The organism is Schleiferilactobacillus harbinensis DSM 16991 (assembly GCF_000425885.1).
Taxonomy (GTDB): Bacteria; Bacillota; Bacilli; order Lactobacillales; family Lactobacillaceae; genus Schleiferilactobacillus; species Schleiferilactobacillus harbinensis.
Map to the genome: position 1 here is coordinate 113,483 of NZ_AUEH01000002.1, position 14,749 is coordinate 128,231.

Genomic DNA, 14,749 nt, shown 5'->3' on the forward strand with positions numbered 1-14,749 from the left:
CAGAAGGAGGCAACATCCGTGTTCAAAATTCTCATTGTGGAAGACGACCCCACCGTCAGTCGGCACATCGCCCAGGCGGTTACGGAAGCCGGCTGGCAGCCCTTGCTCGTCACGGACTTCAGCGATGTACTGGCGGCCTTTGTCAGTCAACAGCCGGATCTGGTCTTGATGGACATCAATCTCCCCGGCGGCCATGACGGTTTCTATTGGAACAGCCAAATCCGCAGCCACTCCCAAGTCCCAGTGATCTTCATTTCATCCCGCAACAGCAATATGGACATGATCACCGCCATGAACAGCGGCGCGGACGATTACGTGGAGAAACCCTTCTCGGCATCGGTGCTGCTGGCCAAAATCAATGCGCTGCTGCGCCGCACTTATCATTATAGCAACCAAAGCACTAAGACTTTGGAATACGGCGGGGTCGTATTGAATTTGGAAGATTCATCCGTACAAGTTAACGGTGCTAATGTTGATTTAACAAAAAACGAGTATAAATTATTGCAATATCTCCTTCGCCGGCACGGTCAACTCGTCCCCCGCGCCAGTCTGCTCCGCGCCATGTGGGAGGACGAACGCTTCGTGGATGACAACACCCTGACCGTGAATATCAATCGACTGCGCAAGAAACTCAGTGATGCCGGCTTAGCGACCTTGATCCAAACCAAGGTCGGGAAAGGGTATCTGATTCCGTGAACGTTCGCAAATACCTGCAGGACCATCTGCCCCACATTCTATTCTGGATCGCCGGCCTGCTGGTCGCCGATCTGTTATTGTGGTTAGCCCCCGGCCAGCGGCTGCTGTCCTGGCCGACCTTAGTCTATCTGGACATTCTGCTGACCGTCTTCTTTTTTATTTTCATGGTCGGCGTTTATTTCTACCGTGCCCGTTGGTATCGCGGCATTCAGCAGCGGGAAGACGCCGGCTCCGATGCTTTGAATTGGCCGCTGACTGGCGCCCAAAACGAAGCCCAGCAATATACCCAAGATTACGTGAACCGAATCTTGCAGCTGCATCGCGAAGCCACGGACCAGCTGCTGCAGCAACAGGAAGACCAGCTGGCCTTCATTACCCGCTGGGTTCACGATATCAAGGTGCCCCTGGCTGGGCTGCAGCTGACCAGCGATCAATTGGCCGGCCAAGTTGATGAAGAAACCTATGACGACGTGACCACCCAGCTGGAGCGGGTCAATCACTACGTGGAAGAAGTGCTGTATTATTCCCGGCTGAGCAGTTTTGCCAATGACTACCTGCTGCGGGACCACAATCTGCGGGAAATCGTCGCCACCGCGCTGCGCAGCCAAATGAACGGCTTCTTCAGCAAGCACTTCCAACTTTCGGTGTTTGACGAGGACTACCAAGTGCTCACCGATGATAAATGGCTGCTTTTCATCATCAACCAGATTCTCGCCAACAGCGTTCAGTACACCCCGGCCGGCGGCAAGATCACGATTACCGCCGGGCAGGATAAGACAGCTACCTGGCTGGCCATCGCTGATACTGGCGTGGGAATCGACCCCGCCGATTTGCCCCGGATCTTTCAAAAGGGTTTCACCGGCCAAAACGGCCGCCAAGTCAACTCCCAAGCCACTGGTCTGGGTCTCTATCTCGCCCACACGATGGCCGAGCGGTTAGGTCACGAACTGACCGTCACTTCCACTCCGGGCCAAGGCACTACCGTCAAAATCACGTTCCCGTTTCTCAGCTATTATGGCGACGACCAGGCCACAGTTCAAGCGCCCAAGTTAAAGAAATAGCGTCCAGACCGCAATGGCTGGACGCTATTTGCTTGGGTTAGAAGCCCTTCAACCGATTCAACGGCCAATACCGGAACTTGACGACGCCGACAATGGCGCTGCGTTTGACATAACCGAACATCCGGCTGTCCTTGGAATCGTCCCGGTGATCCCCCATGACGAAGTAGGAATCCGCCGGCACCTTTTTGCCTAACCCCTTAGATTGCAAGGTGAAGTCGTCGGTGTACAGATCACCCCGGGCCTCGTCGCCCTTCATCAGGGAATTTTTGAGATAGGGCTGGGCGATTTTTTTGCCATTAATGTACATGACATCATTTTTTGATTCCACGGTCTCTCCCGGCAGCCCGATCACCCGCTTGATGTACAGCACGCCCGGTTCATCCGGCGCGTTCAAGATGACGACGTCGTTGCGGTCTACGTGCCCGTGGCGCAGGGCGATCACCCGGTCATTGCCCTCAAACGTCGGCTGCATCGACGGTCCGGAGACCTGGTCGTTGGCCAGAACGAAGGTGAACAGCAGGGTCACGATTCCCACAAACACCAGCGCCATGGCAAAGGTCTGGAGCCACCATTTGCCCCAGCTTTCTTCCTGATTCTCTTGGGCCTTAACCTCTTTGCGACTGCTCGGTTCTTTCACGATTTTGCCACCTCAACTCAGATATATAATCATTGTACCTTATTCAATGGAGGGAGGTGGAGAAAATGTTTTACTTGGCGGCGGCAGCGGTCACGCCATGGTGTTGACGCAGCCATCCTCGGACCAACCGGGTAGCAGCCAAAATTACCAATAGCAGCACGCTGGCCGTCAACAGCACCGTGAACCCTTGCCAGGCAGTAAAGGCCGAATCGTCCACTTGCTGGGCCAATGCGCCCGTCAGAATGGGATCCAGCTTAAAGTACGTGAGCGGTGAGGAGAGCATCGGCGGTGCCACCCAGGTAATTCCCAGGAGAACGAGTTGCAACGCCGTCACGATCCAAGAATTGCGAATCCAATCCGCCAGCAGCAGATTCGTTGTCGCAATAAAAATAATCAGGCCGATGCTCAGCAGCAGGGCGCCGCCAAGATACTGCTGTAATGGCAGCAGTAGGGCGCCAAAGCCCAGCCCGTTATTGCCATAGCCCACCACCGGATACGCCAGTGATCCAAGCCCTTGCCAGAAGGCAATCACGATGAAGGCCAAGAGAAGCGGCAAATAGGCAATTTGGCCCAACGTATAGGCAATCACGCCAAACTGATTCAGTACTTGCCGGGCCGGGGAAATTCCCTGTAGCGTCAGCCACTCCCCGTGGACCGCCCCATTCGCCAATTCTTTTGCCCACTGCCGTCCGGTAATGAGAATGCCGAGAGTGAGTAACACATAAAGAATGTTTTGCTGAATCAGACCCCAAACGTAATACCAAGCCGTTTGGTAGAAACGTTGACTGAGGTAGCGCAAGTTGCCTGACTTGTCAGCAGCCATATCGGTGTTGACTAAAAACATGCTGTCTGGCCACATCGGCGTGATCTTGTTTTTTTTCATGTACTGATAGGCTTGGTCCGTCAGATCAACTGATTCAGACTGGCCGCTGGGCAATTTGACACTTGACCCGGTCATGGCCGGGGTCGGCATGACACGTTGTTTTCGGACCTGCAGCGTATTATAGAACCAGCGATGATAGGCGGCTGGTGATTTGTGTAAGGCAGCTAATTCGGCGTCGTAATTTTTTTCTGACCGGGAAATTTGGCCATGCGCCGCAAAGTAACCGCATAGTCATCAACGAAGCGGGATTGCTTGATGCGCAGCGCGCCAAAACCACCAAGCAAGCCCAAAAACACCAGTCCCACGACTAACCACACCGGCCACCGGCGGTTTCGTTTCAGCAGTTCAAAGTGCCATAAATGCTGCATTATCCTCGCCTCCGTCGTTGAATCCACTGGGTCAGTCCGAGCCATACTCCATAACCGCCAATAAACGATACCCAGCTCTGCCCAAGGGCCAACAGCCACGCCTGCCAATAGGTCAGCTTGCTTCCGGGTAATACTGCAGTCCAAGATATCGTGCCGCTCAACAAGGGGGAGCCCAAAAAGCGAGCAAATAAAAACATGCACCCATTGGCAATCAGCAGCATCATTAACCAGATTCCGCTCATGACCGCCCAATTGGCAGCTAACCACTGCCACGCCGGCTGCACATTGAGCTGCATCCATTGCCGGTTGGCCGTGAATACCGCAGTGACCCACAAGGTGGACAAGATCAGGATCACCAGCACCAAGGTCAAGGGAGACGCCAGCAGCCGCTGCCAGTTGACGAGCAATCCTGGCGCTTGCATGGTCACTGTGGGACTTTCGAAAGCCTGGTGCTCTTTTTGCAGAGTCTGATACTGCTGCTTTTGCTGCAACAGCTGCTGGTCGCTCCAACCAGCAGAATTGCCCGCGCCGGTCTTATTGAATTGCGGCCCATACCGGCTGACTTGCAACCCGCCAGCAATAAAGGCCGGGCTGTTGCGCTGCTTCACCGCTTTGATCTGCGCCACGATACCGTCATCGGTGCGGCTGGTCAAGTTCAATTGGGCGCGGAGCACCTTCTTAACTGCCGCATCGTCGGTTTGTTTGATTTGAAATTGCAGCCCGTTGACTTCTTGACCAACACTTTGGTCCTTGCTTTCTAAATCCTGCAGCAACTGGGTGCGATATTGACCGACTCCCACTTGGGCGAACCAGAAAAAGAGCGCCGTCAGCAACACCGTCAGCAGCAGCAACCCGCCCGCTAAATAACTGCGCCAGAGTCGGCGCAACTCGAATCGGACCACCCGCATCATCGCTTTTTCACGTACAAGTCGTTGTACCGCGCCTCCGCAGTGTCGCCCGCATCCAAGTGGTAGAACTCAATGTGCTGGTCGACGATGAAGAAGACATCCTGAGTGACCCGCATCAGCTCATCCAGATTATGGGACGAAATCAGCGCTGTCTGACCGGCTTCCTTTGTACTAATCAAGGCCTCGCGAACGATCTGCAAACTCGTCGGATCCAATCCGTTCAACGGTTCATCCAGCAGCATCAGCGGCCGCTTCACCAAGAGCGCCATGGCCAGCAGCAAGCGCTGCTTCATCCCCAGCGAATACTTCTGCGTCTTCCGGGCCAAATAATCAGTCATTTCCAGTTCGTCAGCAATCGGCTGGATGGCTTGAATCGGCAGCTGATGCATCTGGGCGACAAAAATCAGATGCTCCCGGCCTGTTAGATATGGGTACAATACCGAATTGTCCTGTAAGAAAGCCACTTGTTCAAAAACCTGGCGGGTCGAATTGGGCGCATCCATGATTTTGATCGTCCCACTCTGTGGTTTCAGCAAATTAGTGATGAGATTCAGCAAGGTGGACTTGCCGGAACCATTGGGTGCCACTAAGCCATAAAGGCCGGGTTCCTTTAATTGCAAATTAGCTTGATTGAACACGGGTTGTTTGCGCCAGCCAAAGGACAGCTCATTAATATCGAGAATCATTGTCGTTTGCCTCCCCTTTGCATCCGATTACACTGCTTAATGGAATTGTACCGCCAAACGATGAGAAACGATAGGAAAACGATGATGTTAATTTAGGAAATCGCCAAAAACTACACAAAAACGGCACCGCGCAGAATTTGATCTGTACAGTGCCGCTTGGCTTACCCGGTCAATCTATTCTTTGATCTTCGCCGCCGTCAACCCCATGGCGTTCAACGCCACGATGACGGTGGACAGGGACATCAGAATCGCGCCGACTGCCGGATCAAGGATGATCCCGGCAAAGGCCAGGATCCCCGCTGCCAGCGGAATTGCCAGAATGTTGTAGCCAGCGCCCCACCAGAGGTTCTGGACCATCTTCCGGTTGGTGATCCGGGCCAGATCCAAGAAGTGAAGAATATCCTGGGGATCGGATTTTACCAGCACAACATCGGCGGAGTCAATTGCCACATCGGTCCCCGCCCCAATGGCGATGCCGATATCCGCCTTGGCCAGACTGGGCGCATCGTTAACGCCGTCGCCGACCATGATCACGTGGTGGCCGTCGGCTTGATACTGGCCGACCATTTTCTGCTTGTCATCCGGCAGCAGACCGCCGTGAAACTCGGTCAGCCCCAACAGGTTGGCTACGTGGGCCGCCGCCTTGGGGTTATCGCCGGTGAGCATCACCGGGGTAATACCCCGCTTTTGCAAACCAGTAATCAAGTGCTTGGCGCCGGCTTTGATCGTATCCCCTTCAGCCACCAGCCCTTGGACGGTTTCGCCCTGGAGCAGGAAGCTGACAGAGTTGCCCTTGCCGGCCCACTCGTCAGAAATCTGTTCATCAAAGGCGATGTGCTGAGACGTTAAGTACTTGGCATTGACGATGGTGTATTCAGTGCCGTCAATTGTTCCCTTAATCCCCACCCCGGGCAGGTTCTGCGTATTCTTGGCCGGTGTGAAATCGACCTTGGCCGCTTTCGCCGCCGATAGAATGGCCTGGGCCAACGGGTGGGTCGAGTTGCTTTCAAGAGCCGCTAACCGGCGCAACAACGTATCTTTATCCGTATCACCCGCCGGGACCAGCGCGTTCACAGTGAACTTGCCCTCCGTCAAGGTGCCGGTCTTATCCAGCAGCACATGACTGATCTGGGTGCTGGCCTCAATCGCTTGCCGGTTGCGGATCAGCAGTCCGTTTTGGGCCCCGATCGCCGTTGACCGCGCCACGACCAGCGGGATGGCCAACCCTAAGGCATGGGGGCAGGCAATGATGAAGACAGTGACCATCCGCGCAAAGGCAGTGTCCAGCCCCTGGGGCAGCCAAGCGAAGAAGGCAATGATGCCCACGGACAAGGCCGCATAGAACAGGTACTTGGCCACAGTGTCCGCTTTGCTTTCGGCATTGGACTTGGCCTGCTGGGCACTTTGCACCAGCTGCATGACTTGCGCCAGGTAGCCGGATTTACCAGTCCCCGTGATGGCGACGGTCAGGGTGCCATCGTTGTTGGTCGCCCCGCCGATCACCCTATCGCCGCTCTTTTTCGCGACAGCGGCGGATTCCCCGGTAACCAGGGATTCATTCACCGTGGATGTGCCCGCCGTGATCGTCCCGTCGGCCGGAATACTCTCGCCGGCCCGAACTTGGAAGGACTCGCCGACTTGCAGCTGGCTGACCGGCACGTCCTCGGTCCGACCGTCCGCCGTCACCCGGTGCGCCGTCTTCGGCAGCAAGGCCGCCATCTTCTGCAGCGCGTCGCCGGCGCCCATCACCGCGTTCATTTCGATCCAATGACCCAGCAGCATGATCAGGATCAAGGTCGCCAGTTCAAACGAGAAATCCATGACCATGGTCTGGGGATGCAAGAAGTTGTTGGCGATGAAGGCATAGAGGCTGTATACATAAGACACGGTGATGCCCATGGCGATCAAGGTCATCATGGCCGGTTCCTTGCTCTGCAATTCGGCCTTCGCCCCTTGCAGGAAGACTTTCCCGCCATAGAAGAAGATGATCGTGTCAAACAAGACGACGACCCAATCTTGGACGATGGAATTGAAATTAAAAACTGGTCGGTTCAGACCCATGATCGGTGCCAGCAGCAGCACCGGCAGGGACAATACCACCGAGACCCAAAACTTCTGCTTCAGGTTGCCCATATGCATCATTTGGCCGCCGTGCATCATCATGTCGTGGCCGCCCATGTCCATATCGCCGTGATCCATATGGCTGTGGTCCATGCCGGACATCTGGCTATGATCCATGCCGGCCGTCTCATGAGTCATCTTGCTGTGCGCCATACCGTGATGATCCATCTTCGCCATCTCATCATGACTCATGTGCGCGTGGTCCATCTTACTGTGGTCCATCTCTTGGTGCGTCATTTGCGAGTGATCCATCCCAGACATGTCATGATCCTTATGCGTCATCTTGTCATCGTTGGCCATCAACATCGTCTCCTTCACTCATACAATTCTCGCCCATCCCCGCCGGCAGACAGTTGCAGGCCACCATCTGCGGCGCGGTTTTCGCTTTTTCTTGTAAAATCTGCTGCAGCTGGGCAATATCCGCCTGGGACAATTCGCGACTGTTGATCACCGCCGCCACCGCGCTGCCGGCGCGCATGGCACACATCTGGTCAAACAGCCGCACCGCGGCGGCATCCATGGACGCTTGCTCCTGCACCGCCGGGACGTAATCATAGGGCCGGGCATCGCCCACTGGGGTAATAGCGCCCTTCTTGATCAGGCGGCGGAGCAGCGTCTTCGTCGTAGAATCCGCCCACTGCCGTTCTTCTTCCATAATGGTGATCAATTGCCGGCTGGACACGCGTTTCAAGGTCCAGACCGCCCGCATTAATTCCCATTCAGAATCAGTAATCGCGACTTGTTGTTCGTCAATCATGGGTTTCTTCCTTCCTTGGTTACAAATGTAAACTCTCAACACCAATTAGTTTACAACTGTAAACTTAAAAATGCAAGAGGCAGACCCGCGCTTCAAAAAAATTTATGCCCAGCCCAGCAGCCGAATCACCGCCATCGACGCGATCCCAACAATAACGATCACCAGCAGATTTTTCGAAATAACGGCCGCCAAAAAGGTGGGCAGCGACGCTAATAAATTGGCGATGTTCACCCCTGGCCACTGTCCCGGCCGATACGTGAGCAGGCTTTCCACATAAATTGCCGTCAATATCGCCACGGGAACAAAGCTTAAAAATTCCACCAGCCAGGCCGGCAGCGTAAACCGTTTGACCAAAATGAATGGCACCACGCGAATCAGCCAGGTCGCCAGGCCGCTTAAAATAATGGCTGCTAAAACATACTCAGTCATGCCGGCTCACCGCCATTCCAAACAGACAGCCGAGTACGGTGGCCGCTAAAATCGCCAAGTTGCCGGCCATGAAGCGCATCAGAATGACCATCAGCACCGCCACAAATACGGCGATACCGACCTGCTTCACCAGCGGGTGGGTCCGGTCCGTGATCACCTGCAAATACAATAGACCAATGAACATCGCCACGACGGCAAAATCCAGTCCGAGAACATCCGGGTCCGGAATCAGCTGGCCGGCCATGGCACCGACCAGCGTCGCCAGCGCCCAAACTAAATAGGCCGCCAAATTCGCCGCGTGCAGCCAGCTGCTGTGCAGGGTGCGGCCAGCATGGTTCAGCTTATTCATCGTCAGCGCAAAGGTCTCATCCGTCAGCAATGACCCCGCGGTGATGTTCTGGAATAAACTTTCCCGCTGTAATAATGGCGCCACGGTCATACTCATCAAGCCCATCCGCGCATTGATCAGGGCTGAGGACAGGACCACCGCCCCCAGCGGACTGTGCACAGCGAGCATACTGACCATCACAAATTGGGCGGAGCCGCCGTACACGATGAGCGACATGAGCACCGCTGCCAAAACAGAAAAACGGCTGGTCTTCGCAATAATCCCGAAGGCCAGACCGATTCCTATGTAACCAAAAACCGTGGGCAGCACATCCTTAAACCCGCTGCGCCACGTGAGTTCATCATCCACCGAACCACCTGCTCCCTGCTTTTTCCCTAGTGTAGCAAAATCCGCCGGCAAAGCAAGGCAGTTCCCATTAAATTAGTCTACTGCATTTTTCTCCCCGTAAGCCTGATTGATCAATTCCTACAGCTGCTGGGTATCGCTGGACGCGGAGGCCAGGCCGAAATGATACACATGACCATGCCAGTCTTTAGGCACGTATCGCGGCGCGGACACGATCAATAAATCCGGCGGATCGGCCGGGTTATACGGGATCATATCCACCAGCGGAATGTGTTCCAGTAAATTCCGCACCGGCTGCTGCAAGTGGTAACTCAGCCCCATCCGTAAACTGACCCGGAGATGATGGGTCGTGTAATGGGCCCGATAAGCCGGCCAGAACAAATAGGTCAACAGATTCGTCAGCTGGTCAACCGTGTGGTGCAGCCAGTAGCAGTCCTTGCGCCGCGCCACCTTTTCCCAAAAGGCCCGAATCGACCGGCGCAGTTCTTGGTAGTGGCGGTTATTCGGGGTCAGCTGCATCCGAATCAGCGGGAACAGCACCGGTAAGGGCTGCTGGAAATAAAAGATGGGAATCAGCATCAAATACGTATTCGCCAGCAATACCGTCCAGCGCTCATGGGTCGGTTCCCCGCCCATCTTGTTGGCCAGCGTTTCCGCCAATTCGTCCGTTAACTTGGCCCACGGATCCGCTTCCTGAGCCAGCCGGGCACAAACCAGGGAATGGATGCGGTCGCTGGTGGCCAGCACCACCGGACCGGAAAACAGCGCGAACCCCGCAAAAGCCACTTCCGCTTCAATATTCGGGATATGCCGGGCAGCAAAAACATCCGCGATCATTTGTTTTTCCGGCAGACGGAACCACAAGTCCGGGATCGTCGTATCCTCGACGGCAAAGCCGTGCCGAGCCCGCTCCAGTCCTACGCCCAACACGACCAGCAGCCGTTCCTTGATCACGATTGGACCGGCATTAGCATTGAAGTAATGGCCCAGACGGTCCACCACCGGCAGCAGTTCCGGGTAGCGCACGGCATAGTCCTTAGCGGAACACAGCCCCACATCCACTAATAAGTTAAAAATCATGTACCGGACCAAAGGCTCGCTGCCGACAAACGTCAGCTGGCGTACGTTGATCCGAATACCGTACTGTTCATTCAAATAATCCACCAGCGGCTTCAAGCGGCGAATGACCGTCATCGTGGACAGGTACACCGATTGGCTGAACTCTTCGATCGTTCCCGCCGGGTGATGCAGCATATACGCCATCGCCTGCATCGCCAGACTGTCACTGATCAAATATTGGAAATACACCTCCGCCGCCGGCAGCCGGTCATCGACTGCCACGTCGCCATTAGCATCAACGAAAGCCGCCATATTCGGCTCCACAGTAGCCAGGTCGGTACTGATCAGGTGTACCAGGGACCGCAGCCGGGTGACGCCGTAATCGCCATATTCAGCATCCAGTGCCCGGACGGTGTAGACTCCCGGGGACGCCTGCCGCACTGCCGTATACAAGTGCAGCTTGTCATTGGCGGTCTTATCCAGGAATAAATCAGCGACATTAGGCATGATGATAACCTCTTTTCTCAAGCAAACATTCTATGTCTTATCATTACCATAAGGATAACATAATAGCCGAGAAAAAAGGAATAAAATATTTGCCCCGAGACGAAAAAAAATCCCCACTGTCATAGACAGCAGGGAAATTCTTAATCCAGTAACAGCAGATCCCAGCGGGAGATAAAACACCGCGTATCCAATTGAACCCACTGGCGGCCCTGATCATCGGCTAAAATACCGGTGGTCGTCACGATACTGCCCGAGGCCACAGTGTTCGCGGCCTGCCCGAAGTGCGGGAAATCGAAGACCGGCACCTGCTGCGCCGTATGGCTGACGACCTCTGCCCGGTGGGCAAAAGCGGTCAACTGCGGCGGCGTAGTTAAAATCGGCCGGCCTAGCAGCGTCATCCGCTCTGAGCGTTTGACCCAAATACCGCCGCCCAAATCGTACCATTGAGTGCGGCTGATCCGATCGACTACCGCCCGATACACCGGCCAAGTCGACCCGGCGGGCAGCGCCGCCGCCAGCGGTTTCGGCGCCAGCGGATCGGCAAACGGGTACACCGCCATATCCATCTTCATCAGCAATTGTTTGTCCACCGGCAGCCGCATGAGCTGCAGCGTGTCATAAACATACTGGGCAACTTTGCTTTTGGTGGTAAACACCCCGGCACTCGCGTCGGGTGTTTTGATGATTGGAAACGGATTGCCCGGCAGCGGTGTCAAATGATACGGCGCATTCAAATCGCCGGACACATACTGGGGCGGGACCAGCAAGTTGCCCTCGGCGTTTTTGTGGTACACCACCACCGGTGCCGCCTGCTGGGCCGTATAAATCATGCGGATCCCGTCCGGTACTGGTTGGAAAATTTCCGAGTAATTTTCCACCCGAATCAGTTTGTATCCCTGAATCACCCGCCAGGGTAAATCAAGATGGCTATGGGCCGGGCCAGAAACCTGGGTATCTTTTAACAAGCGGTCGCCTAGTACCGATAAATAACGTACAATAATCCGCACCGGTGCCACGTTCAACGGCGACTCCCGGCGTGCCGGTATCCGTTCAGGATGATCGACTTCTGTCACCGCTGTGTCCCCTCCGCTCATTGCCAGAATAACACCTAACTGATTTCTGTTCGGCGCATATCCATGGGAATCGATACTTCCGCCAAATGATGACCACGGACCAGATCAACTTCGTTCTGCTTCGCCTTGCACAATTTATCTAAGACATAATCGATTTCGGCGTCCAAAATATTGCGCCGCTCATTCGTCAGCAATATTTCCTGATGTGCCGGCGCCTGGGTATATACGACCGTCGTCGGCCCCAGTGAGTACACCTTCACGAATTGGGCATCGGTCGCTGATAGCTGTTGCGCTACCAGATGGGAATAACTATTGGTGATATCAATGAGACGCATTGCTTTTCCACCCCTATCCAAGAAACTCCGTTCACAAATCTATTATAGAAGAAAAACGCGCATGGGGAAACCAAGAAACACGAAAACACCGTGGTTTTCGTGCGTTTCCCCCAAGCGGTCGTGATACTCATCATGTTACACCAAATACCGCCGGAAGAGAACAAAACGGCCATCTCCAGCGATTGGGCCGGAGATGGTCGTTTTATCAAGGTACTTCAATTACATTAATTACTTTTTAGCAGAATCCGCTTTGGCATCCACGGCTGCTGCAGGACTGTCGCCGCTGATGGTGATTTCGCCGTCACTCATCCGCGCTTCCAATTCCTTAACATCCGGATGGGCCAGATAGTAGTCAGCAACCCGGTCTTCGATCTGTTCCTGAATCACCCGGCGTAACGGCCGCGCGCCCATGGACGGATCATAGCCCAGATCCACTAGTCTTTCCTTCACAGGTTCAGTGACATGGATGTGCAACCCTTGATCCGCAATCATACTGTTGGTATCTGCAATCATCAAGGATACGATCTTCATCAGATTATCCTTAGTCAAGGAGTTGAACTCGATGATGCCATCGAACCGATTCAGGAATTCCGGTTGGAAGTAATCTTTCAAAGAGCCCAGGACAGAATGCGTCTTGCCCGATGCTTCTGCCGCGAAACCAACATTGGCTTCTTGGTTTGCTTGGCCGGCATTGGACGTCATGATGATGATGGTGTCCTTGAAGCTGACCGTGCGGCCTTGGCTGTCGGTCAACCGGCCGTCATCCAAAATCTGCAGGAACATGTGCATCACGTCCGGGTGCGCCTTTTCGATTTCATCCAGCAGGATCAAGCTGTACGGATGACGCCGTACCTGCTCAGTCAACTGACCAGCCTCTTCGTAGCCGACATAACCCGGAGGCGAACCGATCAGCTTGGAGACGCTGAACTTCTCCATGTACTCACTCATGTCAAAGCGAATCATCGAATCCTCGGAACCGAAGAGCTGCTTAGCCAATTGCTTGGCCAATTCCGTCTTACCGACCCCAGTGGGGCCAACGAACAGGAAGGAACCAATTGGCCGGCCGGACTTGTTGAAGCCGACCCGGTTGCGCCGAATGGCGCGGGCCACATCTTCCACGGCCTTGTTCTGGCCGATGATGTGCTTCTCCAATTCAGGGGCCAGGTTGACCAGCTGATGCTGTTCCTGATCCTTGATCTGGCCGACGGGGATACCAGTCTTCTCTTCAACGATGTTTTCCATGTCCTTTTCGGTCACGGTCGGCTCGTTCTTGGGATCAATGGTATCCTTCTTCTTCATATCCCCGAGCTTGTCGATCTGGTCACGGTAATAAGCGGCCTTCTCGTAGTCTTCCTGCTTGAGGGCGGCCTGCTTTTCTTTCTCCGCGGCGTCGATCTTTTCTTGGATCGTCTCGGGATCAACAACAGTCAAGGTCAAATTCTTGCGGGAACCAGACTCATCCAACAAGTCAATCGCCTTGTCTGGCAGGAACCGATCTTGGATATACCGGCTGCTCAACTCCGCGGCTGCCTTGATGGCTTCCGCCGTGTAGTGCACGTGGTGATAATCCTCGTACCGCTTCTGAATGCCCTGCAGGATCTTGATGGTTTCCTTGACACTCGGTTCATCCACTTGGATGGGCTGTAACCGGCGAGCCAGAGCAGAATCCTTCTCGATCGTCCGATACTCGTCACTGGTCGTTGCACCGACCAGCTGCAGTTCACCCCGGGCCAACGCTGGCTTCAAGACGTTACCGGCGTCCATACCGCCTTCCGCGTTGCCCGCCCCGACGATCTCATGGATCTCGTCGATGAACAGGATGATGTCTTTATTCTTCTTTAATTCTTCCATTAACTGGGTCATGCGTTGTTCGAATTGGCCGCGGATCCCGGTGCCTTGCACCAGAGAAACAACGTCCAAGCGAATCACGCGCTTGTTTTGCAGCTTAGCGGGCACATCGCCATCGACGATCTTCTGAGCTAAGCCTTCCACCACGGCCGTTTTACCGACCCCGGCCTCACCAATCAGGACAGGATTGTTCTTGGTCCGGCGATTGAGGATCTCAATCACCCGGGCAATTTCCTTATCCCGGCCGATCACTGGATCGATCTGGCCATTCTTGGCTTCGGCAGTCAGGTCAACCCCGAATTGTCCGAGCAGACCACCGCCGTTGCCGCGCCCGCCTCGACCACCAGCTTGGGTCTGGGGACGCTGTTGTTGGAAGTTCTCGTTTGCTTGGTTTTGGGCGGCTGGATTCATGGCTTGGAAAATATCGTTTAAGCTGCTAAACCCGAATGGATCATTCGGGCCGGCGTCACGAGTGCCATTCTGTGCCTGGTTCTTCAGCAGTTGATAGCAGTCTTGGCAAAGATTGATTTCCTTGCGCTGGCCATTAACGCTGGTGTACAGATGGATCGTGGCTTCATTCTTATGACAGTTGTCACACAGCATACGCTTGCCACCTTTCTTCACTGGCCGAAACTTGCTTTCGACCTACGCTTATTATCATACAACTAGCACTCTCTTGATGCAAGT

Annotated in this window: 15 protein-coding genes; 2 read left to right on the forward strand and 13 right to left on the reverse strand. The window is 54.7% G+C overall.

Annotated features, from left to right (window positions below):
- Positions 1-18 precede the first annotated feature (18 nt).
- Together H627_RS0101920 and H627_RS0101925 are read left to right on the forward strand one after the other, a co-directional pair.
- Complete coding sequence (locus H627_RS0101920) at positions 19-696, forward strand: response regulator transcription factor (protein WP_027827563.1); 678 nt, start codon at positions 19-21, stop codon at positions 694-696.
- Complete coding sequence (locus H627_RS0101925; protein WP_027827564.1) at positions 693-1,757, forward strand: sensor histidine kinase; 1,065 nt, start codon at positions 693-695, stop codon at positions 1,755-1,757. Before H627_RS0101920 ends, H627_RS0101925 begins: the two co-directional genes overlap by 4 nt.
- A 37-nt stretch (positions 1,758-1,794) precedes the next feature.
- Here the strand turns inward: H627_RS0101925 and lepB are convergent, their stop codons facing one another.
- The 13 genes from lepB to H627_RS0101990 all read right to left on the reverse strand — a co-directional run bounded on the left by lepB (position 1,795) and on the right by H627_RS0101990 (position 14,665).
- Positions 1,795-2,307 (reverse strand): signal peptidase I, encoded by a 513-nt coding sequence (gene lepB, locus H627_RS0101930; protein ID WP_081674549.1) that lies wholly within the window; start codon positions 2,305-2,307, stop codon positions 1,795-1,797.
- A gap of 157 nt (positions 2,308-2,464) precedes the next feature.
- Complete coding sequence (locus tag H627_RS0101935) at positions 2,465-3,352, reverse strand: hypothetical protein (protein ID WP_152319467.1); 888 nt, start codon at positions 3,350-3,352, stop codon at positions 2,465-2,467.
- 89 nt (positions 3,353-3,441) lie between these two features.
- Positions 3,442-3,645, reverse strand: coding sequence for a hypothetical protein (locus tag H627_RS0101940; protein ID WP_027827567.1), 204 nt, complete (start codon positions 3,643-3,645; stop codon positions 3,442-3,444).
- The gene (locus H627_RS0101945) at positions 3,645-4,556 is read right to left on the reverse strand and encodes an ABC-2 transporter permease family protein (RefSeq protein WP_152319466.1); all 912 of its coding nucleotides are present in this window, start codon (positions 4,554-4,556) and stop codon (positions 3,645-3,647) included. Before H627_RS0101945 ends, H627_RS0101940 begins: the two co-directional genes overlap by 1 nt.
- Complete coding sequence (locus tag H627_RS0101950) at positions 4,553-5,239, reverse strand: ATP-binding cassette domain-containing protein (protein ID WP_027827569.1); 687 nt, start codon at positions 5,237-5,239, stop codon at positions 4,553-4,555. Before H627_RS0101950 ends, H627_RS0101945 begins: the two co-directional genes overlap by 4 nt.
- Positions 5,240-5,413: 174 nt before the next feature.
- Positions 5,414-7,660: a heavy metal translocating P-type ATPase gene (locus tag H627_RS0101955; RefSeq protein WP_027827570.1), complete on the reverse strand. Its 2,247-nt coding sequence runs from the start codon at positions 7,658-7,660 to the stop codon at positions 5,414-5,416.
- On the reverse strand, positions 7,647-8,117 hold the full coding sequence (locus tag H627_RS16575) for a CopY/TcrY family copper transport repressor (RefSeq protein ID WP_051225092.1): 471 nt from the start codon (positions 8,115-8,117) through the stop codon (positions 7,647-7,649). The genes H627_RS0101955 and H627_RS16575 overlap by 14 nt, the downstream gene beginning before the upstream one ends.
- Positions 8,118-8,219: 102 nt before the next feature.
- A complete protein-coding gene (locus H627_RS0101965; protein ID WP_027827571.1) occupies positions 8,220-8,546 on the reverse strand; it encodes an AzlD domain-containing protein in 327 nt (108 codons plus the stop codon).
- A complete protein-coding gene (locus tag H627_RS0101970; protein ID WP_027827572.1) occupies positions 8,539-9,243 on the reverse strand; it encodes an AzlC family ABC transporter permease in 705 nt (234 codons plus the stop codon). The genes H627_RS0101965 and H627_RS0101970 overlap by 8 nt, the downstream gene beginning before the upstream one ends.
- A gap of 117 nt (positions 9,244-9,360) precedes the next feature.
- Positions 9,361-10,806: a helix-turn-helix domain-containing protein gene (locus H627_RS0101975; protein ID WP_027827573.1), complete on the reverse strand. Its 1,446-nt coding sequence runs from the start codon at positions 10,804-10,806 to the stop codon at positions 9,361-9,363.
- Between the two features lie 140 nt (positions 10,807-10,946).
- The gene (locus H627_RS0101980; RefSeq protein WP_027827574.1) at positions 10,947-11,879 is read right to left on the reverse strand and encodes a MucBP domain-containing protein; all 933 of its coding nucleotides are present in this window, start codon (positions 11,877-11,879) and stop codon (positions 10,947-10,949) included.
- Between the two features lie 35 nt (positions 11,880-11,914).
- On the reverse strand, positions 11,915-12,214 hold the full coding sequence (locus tag H627_RS0101985; RefSeq protein ID WP_027827575.1) for a DUF1827 family protein: 300 nt from the start codon (positions 12,212-12,214) through the stop codon (positions 11,915-11,917).
- Positions 12,215-12,442: 228 nt separating this feature from the next.
- Positions 12,443-14,665 carry an ATP-dependent Clp protease ATP-binding subunit gene (locus H627_RS0101990; RefSeq protein ID WP_027827576.1) on the reverse strand — a complete coding sequence of 741 codons (2,223 nt, stop codon included), beginning with the start codon at positions 14,663-14,665 and terminating at the stop codon, positions 12,443-12,445.
- Positions 14,666-14,749 lie beyond the last annotated feature (84 nt).

Excerpts from the sequence above, each read along its gene's own strand:
- H627_RS0101965 (WP_027827571.1), bottom strand. The coding sequence starts at position 8,546 with ATGACTGAGTATGTTTTAGCAGCCATTATTTTAAGCGGCCTGGCGACC.
- lepB (WP_081674549.1), bottom strand. The coding sequence starts at position 2,307 with ATGGCGCTGGTGTTTGTGGGAATCGTGACCCTGCTGTTCACCTTCGTT.
- H627_RS0101955 (WP_027827570.1), bottom strand. The coding sequence starts at position 7,660 with ATGGCCAACGATGACAAGATGACGCATAAGGATCATGACATGTCTGGG.
- H627_RS0101935 (WP_152319467.1), bottom strand. The coding sequence starts at position 3,352 with ATGACCGGGTCAAGTGTCAAATTGCCCAGCGGCCAGTCTGAATCAGTT.
- H627_RS0101950 (WP_027827569.1), bottom strand. The coding sequence starts at position 5,239 with ATGATTCTCGATATTAATGAGCTGTCCTTTGGCTGGCGCAAACAACCC.
- H627_RS0101975 (WP_027827573.1), bottom strand. The coding sequence starts at position 10,806 with ATGCCTAATGTCGCTGATTTATTCCTGGATAAGACCGCCAATGACAAG.
- H627_RS0101940 (WP_027827567.1), bottom strand. The coding sequence starts at position 3,645 with ATGCAGCATTTATGGCACTTTGAACTGCTGAAACGAAACCGCCGGTGG.
- H627_RS0101985 (WP_027827575.1), bottom strand. The coding sequence starts at position 12,214 with ATGCGTCTCATTGATATCACCAATAGTTATTCCCATCTGGTAGCGCAA.
- H627_RS0101990 (WP_027827576.1), bottom strand. The coding sequence starts at position 14,665 with ATGCTGTGTGACAACTGTCATAAGAATGAAGCCACGATCCATCTGTAC.
- H627_RS0101945 (WP_152319466.1), bottom strand. The coding sequence starts at position 4,556 with ATGATGCGGGTGGTCCGATTCGAGTTGCGCCGACTCTGGCGCAGTTAT.
- H627_RS16575 (WP_051225092.1), bottom strand. The coding sequence starts at position 8,117 with ATGATTGACGAACAACAAGTCGCGATTACTGATTCTGAATGGGAATTA.